General features: G+C 72.4%; 21 protein-coding genes and 1 riboswitch. Of the genes, 5 read left to right on the top strand and 16 right to left on the bottom strand.

From position 1 onward, the window contains the following. Window positions 1–22: 22 nt before the first annotated feature. From K4B79_RS31965 to K4B79_RS31940, 6 genes are all read right to left on the bottom strand, one after another. Window positions 23–1036, bottom strand: coding sequence for a hemolysin family protein (locus K4B79_RS31965; protein ID WP_232030787.1), 1014 nt, complete (start codon window positions 1034–1036; stop codon window positions 23–25). After that, window positions 1033–2367: a hemolysin family protein gene (locus tag K4B79_RS31960; protein ID WP_232030786.1), complete on the bottom strand. Its 1335-nt coding sequence runs from the start codon at window positions 2365–2367 to the stop codon at window positions 1033–1035. The genes K4B79_RS31965 and K4B79_RS31960 overlap by 4 nt, the downstream gene beginning before the upstream one ends. Before the next feature lie 179 nt (window positions 2368–2546). Further along, window positions 2547–2972, bottom strand: a complete 426-nt coding sequence (locus tag K4B79_RS31955; protein WP_232030785.1) for a GNAT family N-acetyltransferase — start codon at window positions 2970–2972, stop codon at window positions 2547–2549. A 146-nt stretch (window positions 2973–3118) separates the two neighbouring features. Further along, window positions 3119–3691, bottom strand: coding sequence for a hypothetical protein (locus K4B79_RS31950; protein ID WP_232030784.1), 573 nt, complete (start codon window positions 3689–3691; stop codon window positions 3119–3121). Between the two features lie 134 nt (window positions 3692–3825). Next, a complete protein-coding gene (locus K4B79_RS31945; RefSeq protein ID WP_232030783.1) occupies window positions 3826–6393 on the bottom strand; it encodes an ABC transporter permease in 2568 nt (855 codons plus the stop codon). Between the two features lie 3 nt (window positions 6394–6396). Continuing rightward, window positions 6397–7248: an ABC transporter ATP-binding protein gene (locus K4B79_RS31940; RefSeq protein WP_232030782.1), complete on the bottom strand. Its 852-nt coding sequence runs from the start codon at window positions 7246–7248 to the stop codon at window positions 6397–6399. 199 nt (window positions 7249–7447) lie between these two features. Here K4B79_RS31940 and K4B79_RS31935 point away from each other — a divergent pair, with 199 nt between their 5' ends. Both K4B79_RS31935 and K4B79_RS31930 read left to right on the top strand, forming a co-directional pair. Next, window positions 7448–7681 carry an antitoxin gene (locus K4B79_RS31935; protein ID WP_067428256.1) on the top strand — a complete coding sequence of 78 codons (234 nt, stop codon included), beginning with the start codon at window positions 7448–7450 and terminating at the stop codon, window positions 7679–7681. Next, the gene (locus tag K4B79_RS31930; protein ID WP_232030781.1) at window positions 7678–8052 is read left to right on the top strand and encodes a fic family toxin-antitoxin system, toxin component; all 375 of its coding nucleotides are present in this window, start codon (window positions 7678–7680) and stop codon (window positions 8050–8052) included. Before K4B79_RS31935 ends, K4B79_RS31930 begins: the two co-directional genes overlap by 4 nt. Before the next feature lie 22 nt (window positions 8053–8074). On the opposite strand, the gene K4B79_RS31925 is transcribed toward K4B79_RS31930, so the two are convergent. Beyond that, the gene (locus K4B79_RS31925; RefSeq protein ID WP_232030780.1) at window positions 8075–8764 is read right to left on the bottom strand and encodes a class I SAM-dependent methyltransferase; all 690 of its coding nucleotides are present in this window, start codon (window positions 8762–8764) and stop codon (window positions 8075–8077) included. 92 nt (window positions 8765–8856) lie between these two features. Next, the gene (locus K4B79_RS31920; protein WP_232030779.1) at window positions 8857–9543 is read right to left on the bottom strand and encodes an esterase/lipase family protein; all 687 of its coding nucleotides are present in this window, start codon (window positions 9541–9543) and stop codon (window positions 8857–8859) included. Window positions 9544–9652: 109 nt separating this feature from the next. Here K4B79_RS31920 and K4B79_RS31915 point away from each other — a divergent pair, with 109 nt between their 5' ends. Then, entirely contained in the window at window positions 9653–12319 is a 2667-nt protein-coding gene (locus K4B79_RS31915; protein ID WP_232030778.1) for a helix-turn-helix domain-containing protein, read from the top strand. On the opposite strand, the gene bioD is transcribed toward K4B79_RS31915, so the two are convergent. The 3 genes from bioD to bioB are packed head-to-tail and all read right to left on the bottom strand — an operon-like array spanning window position 12316 to window position 15527. After that, a complete protein-coding gene (gene bioD / locus K4B79_RS31910; RefSeq protein WP_232030777.1) occupies window positions 12316–13032 on the bottom strand; it encodes a dethiobiotin synthase in 717 nt (238 codons plus the stop codon). The two genes, K4B79_RS31915 and bioD, sit on opposite strands and share 4 nt — an antisense overlap. A gap of 1 nt (window position 13033) precedes the next feature. After that, window positions 13034–14314, bottom strand: a complete 1281-nt coding sequence (locus K4B79_RS31905) for an adenosylmethionine--8-amino-7-oxononanoate transaminase (protein ID WP_232030776.1) — start codon at window positions 14312–14314, stop codon at window positions 13034–13036. Beyond that, window positions 14307–15527 carry a biotin synthase BioB gene (bioB, locus tag K4B79_RS31900; RefSeq protein WP_232030775.1) on the bottom strand — a complete coding sequence of 407 codons (1221 nt, stop codon included), beginning with the start codon at window positions 15525–15527 and terminating at the stop codon, window positions 14307–14309. Before bioB ends, K4B79_RS31905 begins: the two co-directional genes overlap by 8 nt. Window positions 15528–15687: 160 nt before the next feature. Between bioB and K4B79_RS31895 the strand changes: the two genes are divergently transcribed. Then, window positions 15688–16815, top strand: a complete 1128-nt coding sequence (locus K4B79_RS31895) for an 8-amino-7-oxononanoate synthase (protein WP_232030774.1) — start codon at window positions 15688–15690, stop codon at window positions 16813–16815. A 63-nt stretch (window positions 16816–16878) separates the two neighbouring features. Here K4B79_RS31895 and K4B79_RS31890 read toward each other — a convergent pair whose 3' ends face one another. Next, window positions 16879–17106 (bottom strand): DUF397 domain-containing protein, encoded by a 228-nt coding sequence (locus tag K4B79_RS31890; RefSeq protein WP_232030773.1) that lies wholly within the window; start codon window positions 17104–17106, stop codon window positions 16879–16881. Window positions 17107–17115: 9 nt separating this feature from the next. Beyond that, entirely contained in the window at window positions 17116–17976 is an 861-nt protein-coding gene (locus K4B79_RS31885; RefSeq protein ID WP_232030772.1) for a helix-turn-helix domain-containing protein, read from the bottom strand. A 213-nt stretch (window positions 17977–18189) separates the two neighbouring features. Between K4B79_RS31885 and K4B79_RS31880 the strand changes: the two genes are divergently transcribed. Beyond that, complete coding sequence (locus K4B79_RS31880; RefSeq protein WP_232030771.1) at window positions 18190–18648, top strand: ATP-binding protein; 459 nt, start codon at window positions 18190–18192, stop codon at window positions 18646–18648. Between the two features lie 65 nt (window positions 18649–18713). On the opposite strand, the gene K4B79_RS31875 is transcribed toward K4B79_RS31880, so the two are convergent. From K4B79_RS31875 to K4B79_RS31865, 3 genes are all read right to left on the bottom strand, one after another. Beyond that, on the bottom strand, window positions 18714–19283 hold the full coding sequence (locus K4B79_RS31875; protein WP_232030770.1) for a DUF6328 family protein: 570 nt from the start codon (window positions 19281–19283) through the stop codon (window positions 18714–18716). A 97-nt stretch (window positions 19284–19380) separates the two neighbouring features. Beyond that, complete coding sequence (locus K4B79_RS31870; protein WP_232030769.1) at window positions 19381–19854, bottom strand: C40 family peptidase; 474 nt, start codon at window positions 19852–19854, stop codon at window positions 19381–19383. 3 nt (window positions 19855–19857) lie between these two features. Further along, a riboswitch (cyclic di-AMP (ydaO/yuaA leader) is annotated at window positions 19858–19991 on the bottom strand. A gap of 416 nt (window positions 19992–20407) precedes the next feature. Further along, entirely contained in the window at window positions 20408–20713 is a 306-nt protein-coding gene (locus K4B79_RS31865; protein WP_232030768.1) for a hypothetical protein, read from the bottom strand. Window positions 20714–20715 lie beyond the last annotated feature (2 nt).

Below are 20715 nucleotides of genomic sequence, written 5' to 3'. Positions count from 1 at the left end.
CTCCCCGACTCCCCCCGTTCCCTCACGCCGGCTGACCGAACAGCTCCCGCAGCACGTCCTCCATGGTCACCAGCCCGGTGAGCCGCCCGTCCCCGCCCTCCACGGCCGCCAGATGCGTACGGCTGCGGCGCATGGCCGTGAGGACGTCGTCCAGCGGGGTGGTCTCCCGGATCCGGGCGATGGCCCGCATGTCCTCCCGCCGGAACGGTCGGTCCCGCGGGGCCTGGTCGAGGGCGTCCTTGACGTGCAGGTAGCCGATGATGTGCCGCTCCTCGTCCACCACCGGGAAACGGGAGTAGCCGGACTCGGCGGACATCTCCTCCAGCCGGTCGGGCGTGACGCCCAGGAACGCGTAGGCGACGCGGTCCAGCGGCAGTACGACGTCCCGCACCGGCCGGCGGCCCAGCTCCAGCGCGTCGTGCAGCCGCTCCCGCGCGCGGTCGTCGATCAGGCCGGCCTCGCCGGAGTCCCGCACGATCCGGGCCAGCTCGGCGTCCGAGAAGGTGGCCGTGACCTCGTTCCTGGTCTCCACCCGCAACAGCTTCAGCACGGCGTTCGCAAAGGCGTTGATCGTGAAGATCACCGGGCGCAGCGCGCGGGACAGCGCCACCAGCGGCGGTCCCAGCAGCAGTGCGCTGCGCACCGGCTCGGCGAGCGCGATGTTCTTCGGCACCATCTCGCCGAGCAGCATGTGCAGATACGTCGCCAGGGTCAGCGCGATGACGAAGGACACCGCGTGCCCCGCGCCCTCCGGCACGCCCATCGCGTGGAACACCGGCTCCAGCAGGTGTTCGATCGCCGGCTCGGCGACCACGCCCAGCACCAGCGTGCACAGCGTGATGCCGAGCTGCGCGGCGGCCATCAGCGCGGACACGTGCTGGAGTCCCCACAGCACGCTCCTGGCCCGCCGGTCGCCCTCCTCGGCGTACGGCTCGATCTGGCTGCGGCGCACCGAGATCAGCGCGAACTCGGCGCCCACGAAGAAGGCGTTGACGACGAGGGTCGCCAGACCGATCAGCAGTTGGATCGCGGTCATGCGTCCTCCCCGTCCGTCTCCCCGCCCGGCGGCGGCGCGTGCAGCAGCAGGCGGGCGGCTCTGCGGCCCGAGGCGTCCACCACGTCCAGTCGCCAGCCGGTGACGTCGACGCGGTCGCCGACGGCCGGGATCCGGCCGAGCTCGTTCGCCACCAGACCGGCCAGCGTCTCGTACGGCCCTTCGGGCGCCCGCAGGCCGACGCGCGCGAGCTGGTCGATGCGGGCCGATCCGTCGGCCGAGTACAGGGTGCGGCCCTCGTCGTCGGTGCCGGCCGGGGCCAGGTCGGGCGTCTCGTGCGGGTCGTGCTCGTCCCGCACCTCGCCGACGACCTCCTCGACGATGTCCTCCAGGGTGGCCACGCCCGCCGTACCGCCGTACTCGTCGATGACGACGGCCATGGTGCGCTTGCCCGACAGCCGGTCCAGGAGCCGGTCGACGGTGAGCGACTCCGGGACCAGGAGCGGCTCGCGCACGATCTCGGAGACCGGCACGCGGGGCCGGCGCCCCGCCGGGATGGTCAGGACGTCCTTGATGTGCGCGATCCCGACGACCGAGTCGAGGTTGCCGCGGTAGACCGGGAAGCGGGACAGCCCGGTCGCCCGGGTCGCGTTCGCGACGTCCTCGCAGGTCGCCTGGGCGTCCAGGGCGATGACCTGGACACGCGGTGTCATGACGTTCTCGGCGCTGAGGTCGGCGAGGTTCAGCGTGCGGACGAACAACTCGGCGGTGTCCGCCTCCAGGGCGCCCTCCCGGGCGGAGTGCCGGGCCAGTGCGGCCAGCTCCTGAGGCCCCCGGGCGGAGGCCAGCTCCTCGGCGGGCTCCAGTCCGAAACGCCGTACGACCCGGTTGGCGGTGTTGTTCAGATGGGTGATGAAGGGGCGGAAGGCGGCGCTGAACCAGCGCTGCGCGTTGCCCACCCGCTTGGCCACCGCCAGCGGCGAGGAGATCGCCCAGTTCTTGGGCACCAGCTCGCCGACGACCATCAGGAACACCGTCGACAGCGCGGTGCCGAGCACCAGCGCGAGCGAGGACGCCGCCGAGTCCGAGACACCGGCCGACCGCAGCGGACCCGCGATCAGCGCGGCGATCGACGGCTCGGACAGCATGCCGACCACCAGGTTCGTCACCGTGATGCCGAGCTGGGCGCCGGAGAGCTGGAACGTCAGATTCCGTACGGCCTTCAGGGCACCGGACGCGCCCCGCTCGCCGCGTTCCACGGCCCGTTCCAGCTCGCTGCGCTCGACCGTGGTCAGCGAGAACTCCGCGGCCACGAAGGCACCGCAGGCGAGCGACAGCAGCACCGCCACCAGCAGGAGGAGCAGTTCGGTCATCGGGTCACCTCCGTCCCATGATCGGACAGAGTGGGGAGGGCCGCGCGATCTCGCGTACCACTGGGAGGCTCGCCCATGGGCGGACGCTCACACCTTTCCTTCGAGGTCCGGTCTTTCACGGACCGAATGGTCCCCCAAGGGTAAGAGGACGGGCGAGGGGCGTCAGGCGGTGGAGGGAGTCAGGCGGTGAGGGGTTTCACCCAGCGGCGCCAGCGCTCCTCCGGCGCGTATCCGGCGGCCCGCCACGCGTGGTGCGCGTTCTCGTTGGCCGTCAGCACCATCGCGTCCCCGCGGCGCCCGCCCAGCCGTACGAAGCGCTCCTCGGCCGCGGTGAGCAGGGCGCCGCCGATGCCCCGGCGCCGCCGGTCCGGGTGCACCGCGAGCCGGTACAGATGGCAGCGCCAGCCGTCGAAGCCCGCTATCACCGTGCCGACCAGTTCCCCGTCGAGTTCGGCCAGGATGAGCGCCTCGGGGTCGCGGGTCACCAGGCGTTCCACGCCCTCCCGGTCGTCGCTGATGCTCGTTCCCTCCGCGGCCTCGCGCCAGAACCGGAGCACGGTGTCGATGTCGGGGTGGTCGGCGGGGCGGATGCGCAGATCGTTCATGGCGTGAGTCAAGCAGGGCACCGGCCCCTCCGACCACCGGTTTCGCACCCCGACCTCGCCTCACGGGAGAGGAGCTGACATGGCCGGGGTCGACGGACTACGGCGTAGGGCGTTCACGGGCAAAGCGGCGGTCCGCCCGGCCGTGGTCACGCCGGTGCCCCCTTGCCGGACGGGGCCTTCGGTGCCGGTTCCGGTGACGCCGACGGGAGCAGTACGGGCATCACGGCCCTGGCGTGCAGGGTGTCCAGGGTCTTGATCTGCCGGTCCGCCCTCTGGAGCAGCTGTTCGAGCCGGTCGGCGTCCAGCCGGGAGTCCTGGGCCGACGCGGAGAGCAGGGCGTGCCAGAGGGACGCCTTGCCCTGGACGCCCAGCCGCAGGGCCTCGAGCTCGATCAACAGGGTGAGGCCGGAGCGCCGCAGCAGTCGGCCGTTGGGCTTGACCCGCCCGGCCTTCTCGCCCAGCCACGCCCCGTACACCTTGTACCGCCGCACCGGAATGTCCAGGTCTCCGAGCAGCCGCAGCAGGGCCCGCCGGTCCTGCGCGATCTCCGCCGCCAGGTTCTCCAGAGCGTCGCCGTACGTCGATCCGCGGTGCTCGCGCACCATACGGCGGGCCAGCTCGGTGCCCGCCGTCGCCCCGGCCAGATGATCGTTGAGGTAGATGCCCAGCCTCTTCTGCCGGGTCGGATCGTCGTGGGAGCCCCGTGCCGTCGCGCTCATGATGTCCTCCGGCCTCCGGAATGCTTTGGCCACCGAGTGCCCGCGCTCGCCGGGTCAACCACCTCCCCTGGGCGGGGACGTTCGTGCCGACGCCGACGCCGACGCCGACGCCGACGCCGACGCCGACGCTTCCGTCACTCGTGTGCGATGGCCGCCAGCACGTTCATACGGGAGGCGCGCAGCGCGGGCAGCAGGGCCGCCACGACACCCACCACCGCCGAGCCGACCACCACCGCGACGATCGTGCCCCAGGGGATCGCCAGCGCCTTCATGCCCTGGAGCGCCAGCACCTGCTGGGTGCACACGCCCCACACCAGGCCCAGCGCGAGGCCCAGCACCGCGCCGAACACCGCGATCACCACCGACTCCAGCCGGATCATCCGGCGCAACTGACGCCGGGCCAGCCCGATGGCCCGCAGCAGGCCGATCTCCCGGGTGCGCTCGACGACCGACAGCGCGAGGGTGTTGACCACGCCGAGCACCGCGATGACGATCGCCAGCCCGAGCAGCGCGTACACGAGGTAGAGCAGCACCGCGATCTGGTCGTGGACCAGTTCCTTGTAGTCGGCCAGGTCGCGCACCTGCACCTGCGGATAGGGGTCGAGCGTCTTCTCCAGGTTCGTGCGCAGATCGTCGGCGCTCGTCCCGGAGGCGGCGTTCACGTACAGCGCGGAGTCCTGCCCGCCCGGCGCGAACCGGTCCAGCGTGGCCAGGCCGAAGTACAGGCCGCCCTGGGTCCCGAAGCCCTCGGCCTGGTCCTGGTCGGTGAGTGCGCCCACCGTCAGCTCGGTGGTGCGGCCGCCCTGGAACTCCACGGGGATCGCGCTGCCGACCCGTACGCCGTGGTCGCGTGCGAAGTCCCGGTCCATGGCCATCCGGCCGGCCGCGAGCGCCGCAGGGGTGTCGCCCTCGGCGTAGGTGATGCGGGCGACGTCGTCGAGCCGCGGGTCGTAGGCCGCCGCGGTCGTCTCCACCCGGTCGCCGTCCGGCAGTCGTACGGCGACGGGGGTGAACCGCGACCGTACGACGAGCCCGGCGCCCGGGGTGTCCCGGACCGCGTCGGTGACCTCCTGCGGGAAGGGCAGGAAGTTGGTGTTCTGGATGACGTAGTCGGCGCCCAGGGTCTTGTCGATCTGCTGGTCGAAGGAGTCGGTCATGGAGGCGCTCGCCACCGACATCCCGCCGACCAGGGCGAGGCCCACCATCAGCGCGGCGGCGGTGGCGCCGGTGCGGCGGGGGTTGCGCAGGGCGTTGCGCTGGCTCATCCGGCCGATCGATCCGAACAGCGCCGGGAAGGCGCCGCCGAGGACCCGGATCACCGGCCGCACCAGCAGCGGCCCGGCGATCACGGTGGCCAGCAGGGTGAGCACGATCCCGAGGCCCAGCAGCGAGGCCGCCGAGCCGGTCTCCGAGGCGGTGACGCAGCCCAGGAGCGCTGCCGCGCCGAGCGCCCCGACGGTGCCGCCCACGATCGCACGTGTCCTGAGCGGCCGTCCGACGCCGGCGATCTCGGCATCGGCGAGGGCCGCCATCGGCGAGACGCCGGCCGCCCGGCGCGCCGGCAGATAGGCGGCGACGAAGGTGACGCCGACCCCGACGACGTACGCGGCCACGGGAGTGGCCCAGCCGATCACCATCTCGCTCGACTTGATGTTCATGCCGAGCGTGTTCATGAGCGCGATCAGTCCGGCCGCCAGGCCGATCCCGGTGGCCAGGCCCACGGTCGAACCGACCAGCCCCAGCAGGGTCGCCTCGGTGAGCACCGAGCGGCGGACCTGGCGCCGGTCGGCGCCCAGCGCGCGCAGCAGGCCCAGCTCGCGGGTGCGTTGGGCGATCAGCATCGAGAAGGTGTTGACGATCAGGAAGACGCCGACCAGCACGGCGATTCCGGCGAAGCCGAGCATCACGTACTTGATGATGTCGAGGAAGCCGCCGAGCTGGTCGAGGTCGGACTCGGCCTGCTCGTCGGCGGTCCGGTAGTCGTAGCGGTCCGCGCCGAGCGTGGTGGCCACCCGTTGCTTGAGCCGGTCGTCGCTCACGCCCTCGGCGGCGTCCACGGAGATGCCGGTGGCGGCCGCCGGGTCGCCGAGGAGCTTCTCCCGCGCGCTCTCGGGGTCGAGGAAGACCAGTGCGGCACCGGGGTTGGTGGTGGTGAACGTGGCGATGCCGACGATCTCGACCTTGAACGACCCCGGGGCCGCGATCACGGTGAGCGTGTCGCCGATCTCCACGTCCTTGCCGTCGGCGGTCTCCGCGTCGAGCATCGCCTCGGAGGGGCCGCGCGGTGCGCGGCCGGAGGTGAGCTCCAGGGGAGTGCGCTCGGTCGGGTTCCAGTCGCTGCCGATGGTCGGGGCGCCGGTGGTCGGGCCCACCGACTCGTTGTCCTCGTCGACGACCGTGATGTTCTCGACGCCGACGTCCGCACGGGCGGCGGCGACCCCGTCGACCCGGGCCAGCTGCTGGGCGAGCGCGGCCGGGACGGTGGGGGTCATGCCGGACGGGATGGCCTCGTCGAGGTTCTCCTTCGGGCTGACCGTGACGTCCGGCGCGGTCGAGGCGAAGAGCCGGTCGAAGGTGCGGCTCAGGGTGTCCGAGAAGATCAGACTGCCCGCGACGAAGGCCACGGACAGCACCACGGCCAGGGCGGACAGCACCAGGCGTCCCTTGTGCGCGAGAAAGCTCCTCAGCGTCGCCTTCAGCACGGCTCAGTCCTTGTCGAGTGAGGGGCCGTCGCCTTCGGTGGGGATCGCGCCGGGCGGGGGACCCTGGGCGTCGAAGGGGGCCTTGGTGACGTCGAAGCGCTTCATGCGCTCGAGGACCGCCTCCGCCGTCGGGCGTTCCATCTCGTCGACGATCCGCCCGTCCCCGAGGAAGAGGACCAGGTCGGAGTGGGCGGCGGCGCCCGGGTCGTGGGTCACCATGACGACGGTCTGTCCGAGCTGGTCGACGGCCTCCCGCAGGAACCCGAGTACTTCGAGGCCCGCGCGCGAGTCGAGGTTGCCGGTCGGCTCGTCCGCGAAGATCAGCTCCGGCCGGGAGGCCAGCGCCCGCGCGCACGCCACCCGCTGCTGCTGTCCGCCGGAGAGCTGCGAGGGCCGGTGCTTGAGCCGGTCGCGCAGCCCGAGGGTGTCGATGACCTGGTCCAGCCACTTCTCGTCGGGCTTCTTGCCCGCGATGTCCATGGGCAGCGTGATGTTCTCGGCCGCGTTGAGCGTCGGGATGAGGTTGAACGACTGGAACATGAACCCGATCCGGTCCCGCCGCAGCCGGGTCAGCTCGCGCTCCTTCAGCCCCGTGATCTCGGTGTCGCCGAGCCACACCTGACCGGCGGAGACGGTGTCGAGTCCGGCCAGGCAGTGCATCATCGTGGACTTGCCGGAGCCGGACGGGCCCATGATCGCGGTGAACCGGCCGCGCGCGATGTCCACGTCCACGGAGTCCAGGGCCAGCACCGTCGTCTCGCCCGTTCCGTACGCCTTGGTCAGCCCGCGGGCGCGGGCGGCGATCCCGTCGGCCGACGCCTGGCCCGGCACGTACTGAGCAGCAGGGGTGGACAAGACTGCCTCCTGGGCTTCGGTGCACCGGGACTCTCCTGTCCCGCCGAGGGTAGTGTGATCCACCCCACACCCGGTATCCCCCGTGGGGCCGAGACCGTCTCCGCCCCAGGTGGGGCCCCCGATACCGATGTAAGGGGCACCTGTTGCCGGGATGCGGACCCTCTTGCGGGTGCTAGCACATCGGCGCTAGCTTCGACGTATGGCGAAGACTCAGTTGAACGTGCGGGTGGACGAGGGCACCGCCCGCGCCGCCCGTGAACGTGCCCTCGCCCGCGGCGTGAGCGTCAACCGCTACATAGAGGAACTGGTCATGAAGGACACCGGGGAAGCGGGCCAGGCCTTCGTGGAGGCCGCGGCCGACTTCATGAAGCAGTACGAATCCGTCTTCACGGAGGAGTTCGGCAAGGAAAGCAAGGAACACGAGGCTCGTTGAGCGATCTGCGCATCGATCTCGCCTGGCTCCTGATGCTCGCCGAGCAGAAGACCCCGGGCGATCCCCAGGTCACCGACTGGGGGGCCCTGGTCGCCGCCGTGGCACGGCACCAGGCCGAGATATTCGACATCCCCGTGTACGACAGCCCGCACATGCGTGCCGCGGCGCTGCTGCAACTGCTCATCCATGTCCCGGCGTTGGAGCGCAGCAACGCCCTCTTCGCGTGCGCCGTCGGGTACGCCTACCTCGTCGCGAGCGGGCTCAGGGTCGTCACCTCGCCGGAACTGGTCCGCGACCTCGCCCGGGCCGCCAAGAAGGGCGACGCCTCGGTGCACGACATCGCGCGCGAGCTGAAGAAATGGACGCTGTGAGCGGCGGGACCGGGGCCGGCGGTCAGTGCTCCTCCAAGGGCGGCCGCCAGGCCGTGCCCAGCACGCAGTAGGAGGTGGGCAGCCGGGGACCGTTCTCCGGCATGAACACCTGCCGATAGGGGCCGAGTTCGAAGCCGGCCCCGCGCAGCGCGCCGATCGGGTCCCGGGCCAGATGGCAGCCGCCGCTCAGCGGCGGCCACAGCGTGCGGTCCAGCGCCCGCTGGGTCAGGCGCATCGCACGGCCGCCGCCCCGGCCGTGCTCGAAGAACCGCACCTCGCCGCCGGGCCGCAGCACCCGCCGTATCTCCGCGAGCGCCCGCGGCACGTCGCGCACGCTGCACAGCACCAGGGAGACCACCGCCGCGTCGAAGGCCTCGCTCTTGACCGGCAGGGCCTCCGCCGCGCCCGGCGCCACGTCCACCGGCACCCCGGAGCGCAGGGCGGCCTCCACGGCCAGGTGCCGCAGCCGGCGCTCCGGTTCGATCGCCACGACCTCCGAGACCGTGCCCGGATAGTGCGCGAAGTTCAGGCCGTTGCCCGCGCCGATCTCGATCACCCGCCCGGACAGCCCGGCGAGGAGCCTGTCCCGCATCGCGCCCATGCCCATCCGGGTCTCGGCGCCGACGCTGATCCGGGCGTAGTAGCGGGCGAACAGCGGGTGGTGGACGAGGTCCCGGGACACCCCGGCGCGGCCGGGGGACCGTAGCGGCATGGCAACCTCCCTGACAGGACGTTCCTCACCACGATTCTCCCCCGGACGGGCCCGTCGCACCCCCGCGGTCCGTCATCCGACGAAGCGGTCCGTCATCCGACGAAGTCGCGCACCTGCTCGTAGACGCCGTGATCGTTGTTCATGTCGGTGTGCGACACGCACCCGACCTCGACGTTGGTCGCGCCGCTCAGGATCGCCGTGGTGTCCGGGGTGAGCGCGTCGTCGCAGTTGGACCAGTAACTGGCGTACGACACACTGCCCGGCGTCTCGTCGCCGGAGTTCAGCGAGGTGAGGAAGGAACTGCCGGTCTGCATCTCCGCGCAGGAGGTGTACAGCCACGCGCACCACCCGGCGGCGGTCGTGCCGTGGTTCACGCCGGCGGTGGAGACGAAGTCGTCGACGTAGGCCGTGCCGCCGAGGTTCTTCAGGTAGTAGCGGGAGCTGAGCGCGCCCATCGAGTGCACGACCAGGTCGACCTTGGAGGCGCCGGTGGCGGCGAGCACCCGCTTGACCTCGGTGGCCAGTTGCTGGGCGGTGGTCACGTTCGACTGGGACCAGCTGTACGACCAGGCGTCCAGCTCCGAGGCGGTATAGCCGTCGGCCTTGAAGTAGGAGACCCAGTCGTCCCAGCTGCTGGACGAACTGCTGAGACCGTGGACGAAGACGACGGGGTTGTGGGTCGCGGCGTGAGCGGGCGTCGCGGACAGCGGGAGCGACAGAAGGAGCGATGCCGACACGGCCGAGGCGGCCGCGGCGATGCGACGCTTGAAGCGCTGCATGATGCCTCCTGATACGGGTGGGGTTCTCAGGAGTGTCGGCCGGGGTCTACGCGCGCCGCATCGGTGAAATCGCCGGTCTTTACGTGTCAATTAACTCGCCAGTAACGTCATGTGTGTGGTGACTCCGGTGAACCCCCCGCCTCTCGACCGCACTCCACCTCCCCCACGCCCCCTCTCCTCGCTGCCCGCGGGCGTCCGGGTGCGAGTGCTGCGTGCCGTCCACGGCGATCCGCGCGCCGCCGCCGACCTCGTACCGCTGCTGACCGAACGGCAGGCGGCCGGCCACGACGCGCTGCCCACCGAACCCGCCGAACTGGCCCCGGCGTTGCTGCGGACCCACCGCGCCGAGATCCAGGCCCTGCCGGACGACACCCGGCTGCTGCTGCTCCTCGCGGCGGCCGACCAGTACCCGGTCCCGACGCACGCCTTCCTGCGTGCCGTCACCGCCGTCCGCCTCGACACCCGCCCCCTGGAAGCCGCGGAGGCGGCCGGTATCGCCCAGGCCACGACGGGCGGGGTGGTCTTCCGGGACGCGTGGACGACGGTCGCCGCCTACGAGACCGGCTCCCCGGCCGACCGGCGCGAGGTCCACCGGCTGCTGGCCCGGGTGCTGCGCGGTGACGGCGAGACACCCGGCCGTTCCTGGCACCGGGGCGCGGGCGCCCTCGGCCCGAGCGCCCGGCTCACGGCCGAACTCCGCTCCGCCGCCGAACAGGCCCGCGACGCGGGCCGCCTGCAACTGGCCCGAGCCCTCACCGAACGCGCCGCCGCCCTGTGCCCCGACCCCCGCGAGCAGTCCCGCCTCCTGGCCCGCGCCGCCGTCCACGCCTGGCAGTCCGGCGACAGCGACCGCGCCCGCCGCCTGGCCGCCGCCGCTCCCGAAGACGCCCTGACCGGCGTCCTCGCCCTCCGCACGGGCAACGCCTCGGAGGCCTTCGACGCGCTGCTGGCGGCGGTGGTGGCGCAGCCGCCGGGGGACCCGGAACACATCGCTGACGGGCGGCACGTGTCACCACCATCGCCTGCCAGCGGCCCGGACGAGTCCCGCCCCGCCGCTCACGTCCCGAGGGCGACACGGGAGCGTGCCCCTGGACGTGCTGCGCCGGGAGCGTCCCGCCGGCGCTCCGCGTCGACCCCGGGCACCGATGTCCCGACGCCGGCCCAGGCGGCCCAAGTCCCGGTACGGCTCCCGGTCGTTGGTTCGTCCGCATCAGGTCCGGGGGTGAGCCGTGCCGAATCGGCCCAGGCGGTGAGCCTTGCCGGGTCGGTCCGGGCGGCGGAGCTTCCCCACGCCCACGCGTCGGCGCTGACCGACCACCCCCGGGTCTCGCCCGACGCACCCGGCCGCTCCGCGTCGCCCCGGGACACCCGCCGCCCGGCGTCGGCCCACGCCCCCGGTCTCCCCGCCTCGACCGACGCCACCCGTCCCTCCACGTCGTCGTCCCGGGCCACTCATCTCCTCACCCGGGCCACCGAAGCCGCCATCTACACCGGTGACCTGCGTCGGTGCCGTGAGGCCGAGCAGGTGGCCGAGGCGCTCGGAGTCGTGCCGCCCGGCACGCTCGGTGGGCTGGCGGCGGCCGTCGAGGGGCGGTACGAGGACGCGCGGGATCTGTTGATGGCGGCGGCGGGGCGTTGCGGTCCCGGCGGGGACCCCACCCTGCTGCTGCACGCCGGAATCGCCGCGTTGCTGCTCGGCGACCACACCCTCGCCGCCACCGCGACCCTCCGCGCGGCCGCCTCGGCGCGGGCGCGCGGCGCGACGGCGACCGCGGTCCAGGCCACGGAGTTCCGGGCGTACGCCGACTTCTGGACCGGTCGACCCCGGGCCGGCGAGGCCGCCGCGACCGAGGCACTGGCCCAGGCGTACGCCACCGGCCAGGACAACGGCGCCTGCCATCTCCAGGCCGCCCTCGCGATGTTCGCCGCGGTCACCGGTGACGCGGACCTGTGCCGCGAACGCGCCGCCGCCGCCCGGTCGTACGCCCTCGGACGCGGTCTCGGCCTGCCCGCCGCCCTCGCCCAGTGGGCGCTCGCCTTCCTCGACCTCGGCAGCGGCCGCTTCCCGGCCGCCGCGGCCCGGCTGCGCGCCCTCGCCGGGTTCGGGCCCGGCCACGGCCACCGGGCCATCCGCCATCTGGCCACCCCGCACTACGTCGAGGCCGCCGTCCGCACCGGCGACACCCGGGTCGCGCGGGCCGCCCACGGCGACTACCACCGTTGGGCGAGCGTCGTGGACAGCCCCGACGACCTGGCGCTCAGCGCCCGGTGCCGTGCCCTGCTCGCGCCCGGCGCGGAAGCCGTCGAGCACTACCGCACCGCACTCGACCTGCACGCGCGCGGCACCCGCGACTTCGAACGCGCCCGTACCGAGCTGCTGTTCGGGGCCGCGCTGCGACGCCTGCGCCACCGCACGGAGGCACGCGACCGGCTGCACAGCGCGCTGGCGGCCTTCGAACACTTCGGCGCCCCGCACTGCGCCGACCGGGCACGGGCCGAACTCCGCGCGCTCGGCGCACCCGACACGAGCGCATCCGACACGAGCGCACGCGGCGCGCCCGACCGTCCCGGAACCCGGCTCACCGCCCAGCAGTTGCTGATCGCCCGGATGGCCGCCGAGGGCGCCACCAACCGGGAGATCGCTGGGCGTCTCGCGCTCAGCCCGCGCACCATCGACCATCATCTGCGCGGTGTCTTCACCCGGTTGGGCATCCGCTCCCGGATCGAACTCGTCCGGCTCCTCGCCGAGGAGGACCCGGGACGGGAGCAGGCCTAGGGAGCCTCCCGCGCGCGAAACGCCTCCGCGTCCCACGTCCCGTCGAGGCGGGGCGCCAGCCAACCCGGCGCCCGGGTACGGAAGTCGGCCGGGGCGAGCCGTCCGGCCCCGGCGGGCAGCGCGCCGAGCAGCGGAGCCGCCGACACGTCCGGCAGGTCCGCGAGGTTGCAGCGCGAGGCCAGGTCGGGTGCGTCGGGCCAGTTGCCGATCACGATCCCGGTCAGGTCGAGCCCGCGGGAGCGCAGTTCCCGGGCGGTGAGTTCGGTCGTGTTGAGCGTACCCAGCCCGGCCGACGCCACCACCAGCACCGGCGCCGCCAGCAACCGGGCCGCGTCGGCCAGCGTCCCGCCCGCCGCGTCGAACCGTACGAGCAGTCCGCCGGCGCCCTCCACCAGTACCAGGTCGTGCTCGGTGGCCAGCTTGGCGGCGGCCTCGGCGACCTCGCGCGGACGCACCGGCTCCCGCCCGGCCCGCCGCGCCGCCGTGGCCGGCGCCAACGGCTCCGGATACCGGGCGACCTCGGCCGCCGTCACGGCGCCCGCGAGCCGCGCCACCTCCGCGGCGTCCCCGGGCTCGTCCGGTCGTACGCCGGTCTGCGCGGCCTTGAGGACGGCCACCGACCGTCCGGCCGCGAGCGCGGCGGCGGCCAGGGCGGCGGTCGCCACCGTCTTGCCGACCTCCGTGCCCGTGCCCGTGATCACGAGGACCGTCATGTCATCCCTCCCGCGCCGCCGCGCACACCGCGCGCGCGATCCGTGCCAGGTCCGCGTCGCCCGTGACGTACGGCGGCATCGTGTAGATCAGGTCGCGGAACGGCCGGAGCCACACGCCCTCGCGGACGGCCGCCGCCGTGGCGGCCTCCATGTCCACGGGATGATCGAGCTGGACCACCCCGATGGCGCCGAGGACCCGCACGTCCGTGACGCCCGGGAGGTCGGAGGCAGCCGCCAGCCCCTCCCGCAGCCCCGTCTCGATCCGCTTGACCTCGGCGGGCCAGTCCTGGCCCAGCAGCAGGTCGATCGACGCGCAGGCGACGGCCGCCGCCAGCGGATTGCCCATGAAGGTCGGCCCGTGCGCGAGGACGGGTACCTCGCCCCGGGAGATGCCGTCGGCCACCCGAGGCGTGCACAGCGTCGCCGCCATCGTCAGGTAACCGCCGGTCAGCGCCTTGCCCACGCACATCACGTCCGGGGTCACCGCCGCGTGCTCCGCCGCGAACAGCGCGCCCGTGCGCCCGAACCCGGTGGCGATCTCGTCGAACACCAGCAGCACGTCGTGCGCGTCGCAGGCCTCGCGCAGCACCCGCAGATACGCGGGGGAGTGGAATCGCATCCCGCCCGCGCCCTGCACCACCGGCTCGACGATCACCGCGGCGAGTTCGTCGGCATGGCGTTCGATCAGTGCGCGCAGCCGATCGGCGTACGACTCCTCGTACCGGGTCGGCGGCGGGTCCGCGAACACCTGGCGCGGCAGCACCCCGGACCACAGCTCGTGCATGCCGCCCTCGGGGTCGCACACCGACATCGGCTGCCAGGTGTCGCCGTGATAGCCGCCCCGCCAGGTCAGCAGCCGCCGCTTCGACGGGCGGCCGAGCGAGCGCCAGTACTGGAGGCACATCTTGACCGCGACCTCGACCGACACCGAACCGGAGTCGGCGAGGAAGACGTGCTCCAGGCCGTCCGGCGACATGTCGACAAGGAGCTTCGCGAGCCGTACGGCGGGCTCGTGCGTGAGGCCGCCGAACATCACGTGGCTCATCCGCCCGAGCTGCTCGCGCGCGGCCTCGTTGAGCACCGGGTGGTTGTAGCCGTGGATCGCCGACCACCAGGACGACATGCCGTCGACCAGTTCGCCGGAGCCGTCCGCCAGCCGCAGCCGCACCCCGCTCGCCGACTCCACGACGAGCGGTTCCCGGCGGCCGGGCATCGGGCCGTAGGGGTGCCAGACGTGCTGCCGGTCCAGCTCGAGGAGCTCGGGGACGTTCAGGTCAGGCATTGGGCGCGAGGTCCGTTCCGGCGCCACGGCGGCGGACGGCGACGAGGTCGGTGCGGGGCTCGCCGACCGGGGGCGTCGAGGCGGCGGGCGTCGAGGCGGCGGGCGCGGAGCCGCAGACACCGGCGCCCTCGTGCGAGCCGCAGCCCGCACCCTCGTGCGAGCCGCAGGCGGTCTCGGCGGTCGAGCCGCAGCCGCCCCCGCCCGCGTTCGCCCGGTGCTCGGGCAGGGTCACCTGGCCGGTGCCCTCCACCTCGAACCCGGCGTCCGCGATCATCTCCAGGTCGGCCTTGCCGGCCTGGCCCTCGGTGGTGAGGTAGTCGCCGAGGAAGATCGAGTTGGCCAGGTGCAGCGCGAGGGGCTGCATGGTGCGCAGATGGACCTCCCGGCCGCCCGCGATCCGCACCTCGACGTCCGGGCAGACGAACCGCACCATGGCCAGGATCCGCAGGCAGCGCTGCGGGGTGAGGTTCCACTCCTTGGCCAGCGGGGTGCCCTCGACCGGGATCAGGAAGTTGACCGGAACCGAGTCCGGGTCCAGCTCGCGCAGCGCGTAGACGACGTCGACCAGGTCCTCGTCCGACTCGCCCATGCCCGCGATCAGCCCGGAACAGGCGGACAGACCGGCCGCGTGCGCCTTGGTCACGGTGTCCACGCGATCGGCGTAGGTGTGCGTGGTGGTGATCTCGCCGTAGGTGCCCTCGGACGTGTTCAGGTTGTGGTTGTAGGCGTCCGCGCCCGCCTCGCGCAGCCGCTCGGCCTGGCCGTCGGAGAGCAGCCCGAGACAGGCGCACACCTCGACGCCCTCGTTCTGTTCCTTGATCGCCTTGATGGTGCCCGCGACCCGGTCCACGTCCCGGTCGGTCGGACCGCGCCCGGAGGCCACCAGGCAGACCCGCTTGGCACCTCCCGCCAAACCGGCCGCCGCCGCCTTCGAGGCGTCGTCGGGCTTGAGCCAGGTGTACTTCAGGATGCCGGTGGTGGAGCCGAGCCGCTGCGAACAGTAGGAGCAGTCCTCCGGGCACAGGCCCGACTTGAGGTTGACGAGGTAGTTGAGCTTCACCCGCCGGCCGAACCAGTGCCGGCGCACCTTGCCGGCCGCGGCCACCACATCGAGCAGGTCGTCGTCGGAAGTGGCGAGGACGGCCAGCGCCTCCTCGCGGCTCGGCAGCTCGCGCCGAAGCCCCTTGTCCACCAGCGTGTTCAGCAGGTCCATGAGAGCCGATCCTGTCCTAAGGAGCCGCCTCGGGCCAAGGAGAGTTCGTACAAGACAGGCGCTTCGACGTGTGGGTATTGCCACACAGTGGGTGCCTGGTCGTGCGACTAGTGTCTGTGCGCTGCCTACAAAAGCCACCCGTACGAGCCCTGGAGGAGCGATGGCGTTCGGCTGGATCGACGAGGAGGCGGAATCACGCCGTCGGGCCGGACTCGTGCGGACGCTGCGCCCGCGCCCCGCCCACGCGCCGCTGCTCGATCTCGCGAGCAACGACTACCTGGGGCTGTCCCGTCATCCCGAGGTCACCGAGGGCGCGGCGCGGGCCGCCCGCACCTGGGGCGCCGGGGCGACCGGATCCCGGCTCGTCACCGGCACCACCGAACTCCACACCGAGCTGGAACGCGAGCTGGCCGACTTCTGCGGCTTCGAGGCGGCGCTCGTCCTGTCGTCGGGCTACGCAGCGAACCTGGCCGCGGTGACCGCGCTGGCGCCGCACGGCTCACTGGTCGTCTCCGACGCGGGCAACCACGCCTCGCTGATCGACGGCTGCCGGCTGGCCCGGGGCGAGACACAGGTCGTCGCGCACGCCGACCCGGACGCCGTGGCCAAGGCGCTGCGGACCCACGACGGGCCCGCCGTCCTGGTGTCCGACACGGTCTTCTCGGTCGACGGCGACGCGGCCCCGCTCGCCGCCCACGCCGAGGCCTGCCGGGAGCGCGGCGCGGGTCTGGTGCTGGACGACGCGCACGGTCTCGGCGTCCTCGGCGACGGCGGCCGCGGCACCCCGCACGCGGCGGGACTCGCGGGCGCCGACGACGTGGTCGTCACGGTCACGCTGTCCAAGTCGCTCGGCAGCCAGGGCGGTGCCGTCCTGGGCCCCGCCCGGGTGATCGACCACCTGGTCAACGTGGCCCGGACGTTCATCTTCGACACCGGTCTGGCTCCGGCGGCGGCGGGCTCGGCCCTGGCGGCCCTGCGGCTGCTGCGCCGCGAGCCGGAGCGGGCGGCGCGGGCGCGCACGGTGGCGGGCGAACTCCACGCACGCCTGACCGCCGCGGGTCACGAGGCGGTACGTCCGGACGCCGCGGTGGTCTCCGTGCGCGCGCCGTCCCCGGAGGGGGCCGTGCGATGGGCGGCCGAGTGCCGTGCGGCCGGGCTGGCCGTGGGCTGCTTCCGTCCTCCTTCCGTTCCCGACGGCATCTCACGGCTGAGGCTGACCGCCCGCGCGGACCTCTCCGAGGGACAGATCGAACACGCGGTCCGGGTGATCGGCGAGACGCGACCATGAGTCGGCGTGACACGGCCGTGCGCCGCCACCCTGCTGGACCGGGTGAGCGAGTGAGTAGGCGGGTCAGGACCGGAACGCGGCAGTGAATCCCGCCCAGCTCCCGGGGGAGAAGAGCAGCGCGGGTCCGGCCGGATCCTTGGAGTCGCGCACGGCGAGCAGACCGGCCCAGGGGCCGCCGCTCGGTCGTGCCGTCTCGACGCAGTTGTTGGCTCCCGTGCTGTAGCTGCTGCGCAGCCACCGCACGGCGTGCAGATCGTTGCTGGAAGGTACGTGCCGAGGCAGAGCTGACATGGTGCCTCCTTACACGCCGTCACCCAATCCGGCGATGTAATCCAACGAGTCCTCGGGCGAAAGGGCGTGGATCTGAAGGGCGTTGAAGGCCTCCGAGTAGGCCCTGAGGTCTTCTTTCCGTTCGAGGTAGAGGCTACTCGTCAAGTGGTCGAGAACAACCACATCCAGATCAGATGTGCTCGAAAATGAGAAGATAACGAAAGGCCCGGTAATGCCGACGTGCGCTCCCGCGGAGAACGGCAGCACCTGGAGCCGCACTTGGGGCAGCCGCGCCGCCTCGACCAACCGCTCCAGCTGACGCGCCATCACCTCGGGACCGCCGACCTCGCGTCTGAGCACGGCCTCGTCCAGCACCGCGCTGAGCTCCAGCGGGGGATGCCCTCGGAGCACGTCCTGCCTGGCCAGCCGTACTTCGACCAGGGCGTGCAGGCGCTCGTCGTCCAGCCCGCCCACCGCCGCCTTGGTCACCGCCCGGGCGTACTCGGGTGTCTGGAGCAGTCCGGGGACCACTGAGGTCTCCAAGGTGCTCATCGCACTCGCCTGGGACTCCAGGCTGATGAAGTCCCGGTAGGTCGGCGGCAGCACACCGCGGTACGCGTGCCACCAGTGGTGGCGTCCGCCACCCTCGTCGGACCCCGCCAACACCAGGAGCAACTCCCGTAGTTGGGAGTCCGTCACACGGTAGGCATCGAGGAGTAACCGCACATCGGCCGGTTTCACACCGCTCGCGCCGGTCTCGATCCGGCTCACCTTCGACTGGTGCCAGCCCACCAGGCGGGCGGCCTCGCCGCTGGTGAGCCCCGCACCGGCGCGCAGGGCGCGCAGTTCGGCGCCCAGCTTCCGGCGGCGCACCGCGGGACCGTGCTGCATGGGCTACTCCTTACTCCAACCGGGGCGCCCAAATACGGTCTGAGGTCGTAGAGTTCACCGCTTCGAGCGACAGATATATGCATATCTTGGTGGATCGCCACCCGTGACCGCCTTGGTAATGGCAGTCTGGCGACGAAGCACCAGTCCGGGACCGTACTCGAACCATCCGCTCCGTGTCGGACCGCGGTCCCGTGGGAAAGGGACGACGTCGCCATGGCAGACCATCTGGAAGCATCCGTCACTCTGCCGAGCGAGCCCGCCTCGGTCTCCGCGGCCCGCGAGTACGTGGTCACCATCCTGGCGGAGTGGGGACTGCCACCGGGGGCCGAAGTCGCCGACACCATCCGCCTGATCGTCTCCGAGCTCGCCACCAACGCCGTCCAGCACACGTTCGGGCAGTCACCCACCTTCACGGTGGACATCGCGCTCGACCGTGACGAGCAGCTGCGCATCGGCGTCACCGACAGCCATCCCCGCTTCCCCAAGCGGCTGCCCGCCGCCGTCCAGCAGGACAACGGCCGGGGCATGGTGATCATCCGCTGGCTGACCGCCGAGTGCGGCGGCAAGCTGAGAGTCAGGCCCACCCGGGAGGGCGGCAAGACCGTCGCCATCGAACTGCCGTGGACCGTGCCGGCGCAGCCGGTGACGGCGGCGGGACAGCAGGAACCGTGACCCGGCCGGGGTGACGGCCGTACGCGGTCGTCCGCCGGGCGGGCGTCAGCGGCCGGGAGAGGAGGTCACCGGCGGCGCGTGGACAGTTCCCGGTGCGGCGGTCCTGTCCGGACCGCCGAGGGCGGCCTGATCGTCGTGCGGTGCTGCAGGGGCTCGGCGCGGTCGGCGCGCCGCACCAGCCGAGGGAGCAGCCACCACAGGCCGAGACAGACGCACAGGGTCGCCGCGCCCGCCGCGATACCACCGGACCGGCCGATCGTCACGTCGACCACGAGCAGCACCGACCCGGTGAACGCCAGGACCAGGACCGCCATGCCGACCGAGGCGAGCCGTGAGGAGACCTGCACGATGCGGGGCTTGGCGCCCTGCTGGAAGAGGAAGCGGTGCAGGGCGGCGGGCGCGGTGAAGAGGGCCGCCGCGAGCACCGAGAGCAGCAGTGTGGTCACGTAGGTGACGCGCTGGACCGTGTCCAGGTCCGGGAAACGCTGGGTGAAGGCCAGCGACAGCAGGAACGCGAAGAGGATCTGCACCCCGGTCTGGGTGACGCGCAGTTCCTGGAGCAGTTCGCCGAAGTTGCGGTCGGCACGCTCCAGCGGAGTCTCGTTGCGTGCGGTGCAGGGACGGTGGTCGGCCATACGTGAACGAGTAACCATCCGAGCCCGTGTCACGCGTCAGGGGGTTCCCGGAGAGAGCGGCGGCGGATCAGAGCGCCGCCGCCCCCTCGGGAGGGCACTACTTGACCCGGCCGTACCAGACGCTCTTGGTCCAGATCTTCTGCAGCCTGACGACGTCCCCGGTCTTCGGGGAGTGCCAGAGCTTCCCCTTTCCGGCGTAGATGCCGACGTGGTACACGTTCGAGCCCGAGTGGAAGAACACCAGGTCTCCGGCCTTGCGGCTCTTGGCGGAGATGTGGCGCGTCTTGTTGTACTGCTGGGCGGCCGTGCGCGGCAGCTTCTTGCCCGCCTTCTTGAACGAGTACAGCGTCAGCCCGGAGCAGTCGAACCTGTTCGGCCCGACGGCGCCGTACTTGTAGGGGGATCCCTTCTTGGAAGCCGCGACCTGAAGTGCCTTCGTCGCCGGCGTGGCGGCCGCGGCGTCGGATGCGACACCGGGGACCACGACCGAGCCGCCCACAGCGGCGATGGCGAACGCCGAGGCCGTACCGGCCCGGGCCATGAGCGACGGGACACGATTGAGCGCAGTCATGCGCAACCCTTCGTCAGCCGCCTGTGAAGGATGACCTGTCGGATTCGGGCTGGCGAAGTTGCCCGGCCGCTGACGCGGCTTCACCCCAAGGGCTGCTCGACCCGGTCATGGCGTGACCGTTCCGGCGACCCGTCGTGCCTGGGTCCTCCACTCCTGCCGATCCACTTCTGTCGACCGGTCATCCGGGCGGCGGCAGGACTCGGCGTCCACCCGGATCGCCCCGCCGCTGCGGCGGGGGCTTGTCGTCAGACAGGGATCTTGGCTCACCGATGTCCGAAAATCCCAACGGAACCGGTGGTTTGTGTTGTTACTCACCACTCACCCGTTCGGGTGGACACCCCCTTGTTCGAAGAGGTGTCGAGGCCCTTGAGGACGTCCGGACCAGCACAGGAACGTCACACTCCGTCCCCGTCCTACGCGCGTTGCGCAAGCTTTTCGGGCCGGAAGAAGGAACCGCGTCTACTCCGAACGGGGGTACGCCGTTTGGTTCGTTTCAACCCCGGCCCGGACGCCCCGGCGCGGAGGCCGGACGTCCGGACCGGCTGGGGGTGCGTCAACTGTCGGAGCGCGGCGGAACGATGACGCGAGCCGTGCGGCGCTCCCCGTCCAGGACACGCAGCGCACGCGCCAGCGTGTCGGCGTGCAGCTCGGTCTCGCCCCGGCGGTGCATCAGTTCCAGGGCGTCGCGCAGCGCGGTCGCCTTGCCCACCAGCGCCTGGGCCGCGCGCAGTCCGCGGTAGGTGTCGCCGTGCCGGCCCGGGTTGATCCGCCCGAGCAGGTCGACCACGTCGAGGTAACGGTCGATCAGTTCGCCCTCGGCGCGGGTGAGGGCGGGCAGCGGTGGCAGATCGGGCAGCATCG

The organism is Streptomyces lincolnensis, assembly GCF_021173675.1.
GTDB classification, from domain to species: Bacteria; Actinomycetota; Actinomycetes; order Streptomycetales; family Streptomycetaceae; genus Streptomyces; species Streptomyces lincolnensis_B.
The sequence above is the reverse complement of the archived record's forward strand: the minus strand, read 5'-3'. Positions and strand labels throughout refer to the sequence as shown.

Bases quoted from the DNA above. Each gene is read 5' to 3' on its own strand.
- K4B79_RS31965 (WP_232030787.1), bottom strand. From the start codon at position 1,036: ATGACCGCGATCCAACTGCTGATCGGTCTGGCGACCCTCGTCGTCAAC.
- K4B79_RS31960 (WP_232030786.1), bottom strand. From the start codon at position 2,367: ATGACCGAACTGCTCCTCCTGCTGGTGGCGGTGCTGCTGTCGCTCGCC.
- K4B79_RS31955 (WP_232030785.1), bottom strand. From the start codon at position 2,972: ATGAACGATCTGCGCATCCGCCCCGCCGACCACCCCGACATCGACACC.
- K4B79_RS31950 (WP_232030784.1), bottom strand. From the start codon at position 3,691: ATGAGCGCGACGGCACGGGGCTCCCACGACGATCCGACCCGGCAGAAG.
- K4B79_RS31935 (WP_067428256.1), top strand. From the start codon at position 7,448: ATGGCGAAGACTCAGTTGAACGTGCGGGTGGACGAGGGCACCGCCCGC.
- K4B79_RS31925 (WP_232030780.1), bottom strand. From the start codon at position 8,764: ATGCCGCTACGGTCCCCCGGCCGCGCCGGGGTGTCCCGGGACCTCGTC.
- K4B79_RS31920 (WP_232030779.1), bottom strand. From the start codon at position 9,543: ATGCAGCGCTTCAAGCGTCGCATCGCCGCGGCCGCCTCGGCCGTGTCG.
- K4B79_RS31915 (WP_232030778.1), top strand. From the start codon at position 9,653: ATGTGTGTGGTGACTCCGGTGAACCCCCCGCCTCTCGACCGCACTCCA.
- bioD (WP_232030777.1), bottom strand. From the start codon at position 13,032: ATGACGGTCCTCGTGATCACGGGCACGGGCACGGAGGTCGGCAAGACG.
- K4B79_RS31905 (WP_232030776.1), bottom strand. From the start codon at position 14,314: ATGCCTGACCTGAACGTCCCCGAGCTCCTCGAGCTGGACCGGCAGCAC.
- bioB (WP_232030775.1), bottom strand. From the start codon at position 15,527: ATGGACCTGCTGAACACGCTGGTGGACAAGGGGCTTCGGCGCGAGCTG.
- K4B79_RS31895 (WP_232030774.1), top strand. From the start codon at position 15,688: ATGGCGTTCGGCTGGATCGACGAGGAGGCGGAATCACGCCGTCGGGCC.
- K4B79_RS31890 (WP_232030773.1), bottom strand. From the start codon at position 17,106: ATGTCAGCTCTGCCTCGGCACGTACCTTCCAGCAACGATCTGCACGCC.
- K4B79_RS31885 (WP_232030772.1), bottom strand. From the start codon at position 17,976: ATGCAGCACGGTCCCGCGGTGCGCCGCCGGAAGCTGGGCGCCGAACTG.
- K4B79_RS31880 (WP_232030771.1), top strand. From the start codon at position 18,190: ATGGCAGACCATCTGGAAGCATCCGTCACTCTGCCGAGCGAGCCCGCC.
- K4B79_RS31875 (WP_232030770.1), bottom strand. From the start codon at position 19,283: ATGGCCGACCACCGTCCCTGCACCGCACGCAACGAGACTCCGCTGGAG.
- K4B79_RS31870 (WP_232030769.1), bottom strand. From the start codon at position 19,854: ATGACTGCGCTCAATCGTGTCCCGTCGCTCATGGCCCGGGCCGGTACG.
- K4B79_RS31865 (WP_232030768.1), bottom strand. From the start codon at position 20,713: ATGCTGCCCGATCTGCCACCGCTGCCCGCCCTCACCCGCGCCGAGGGC.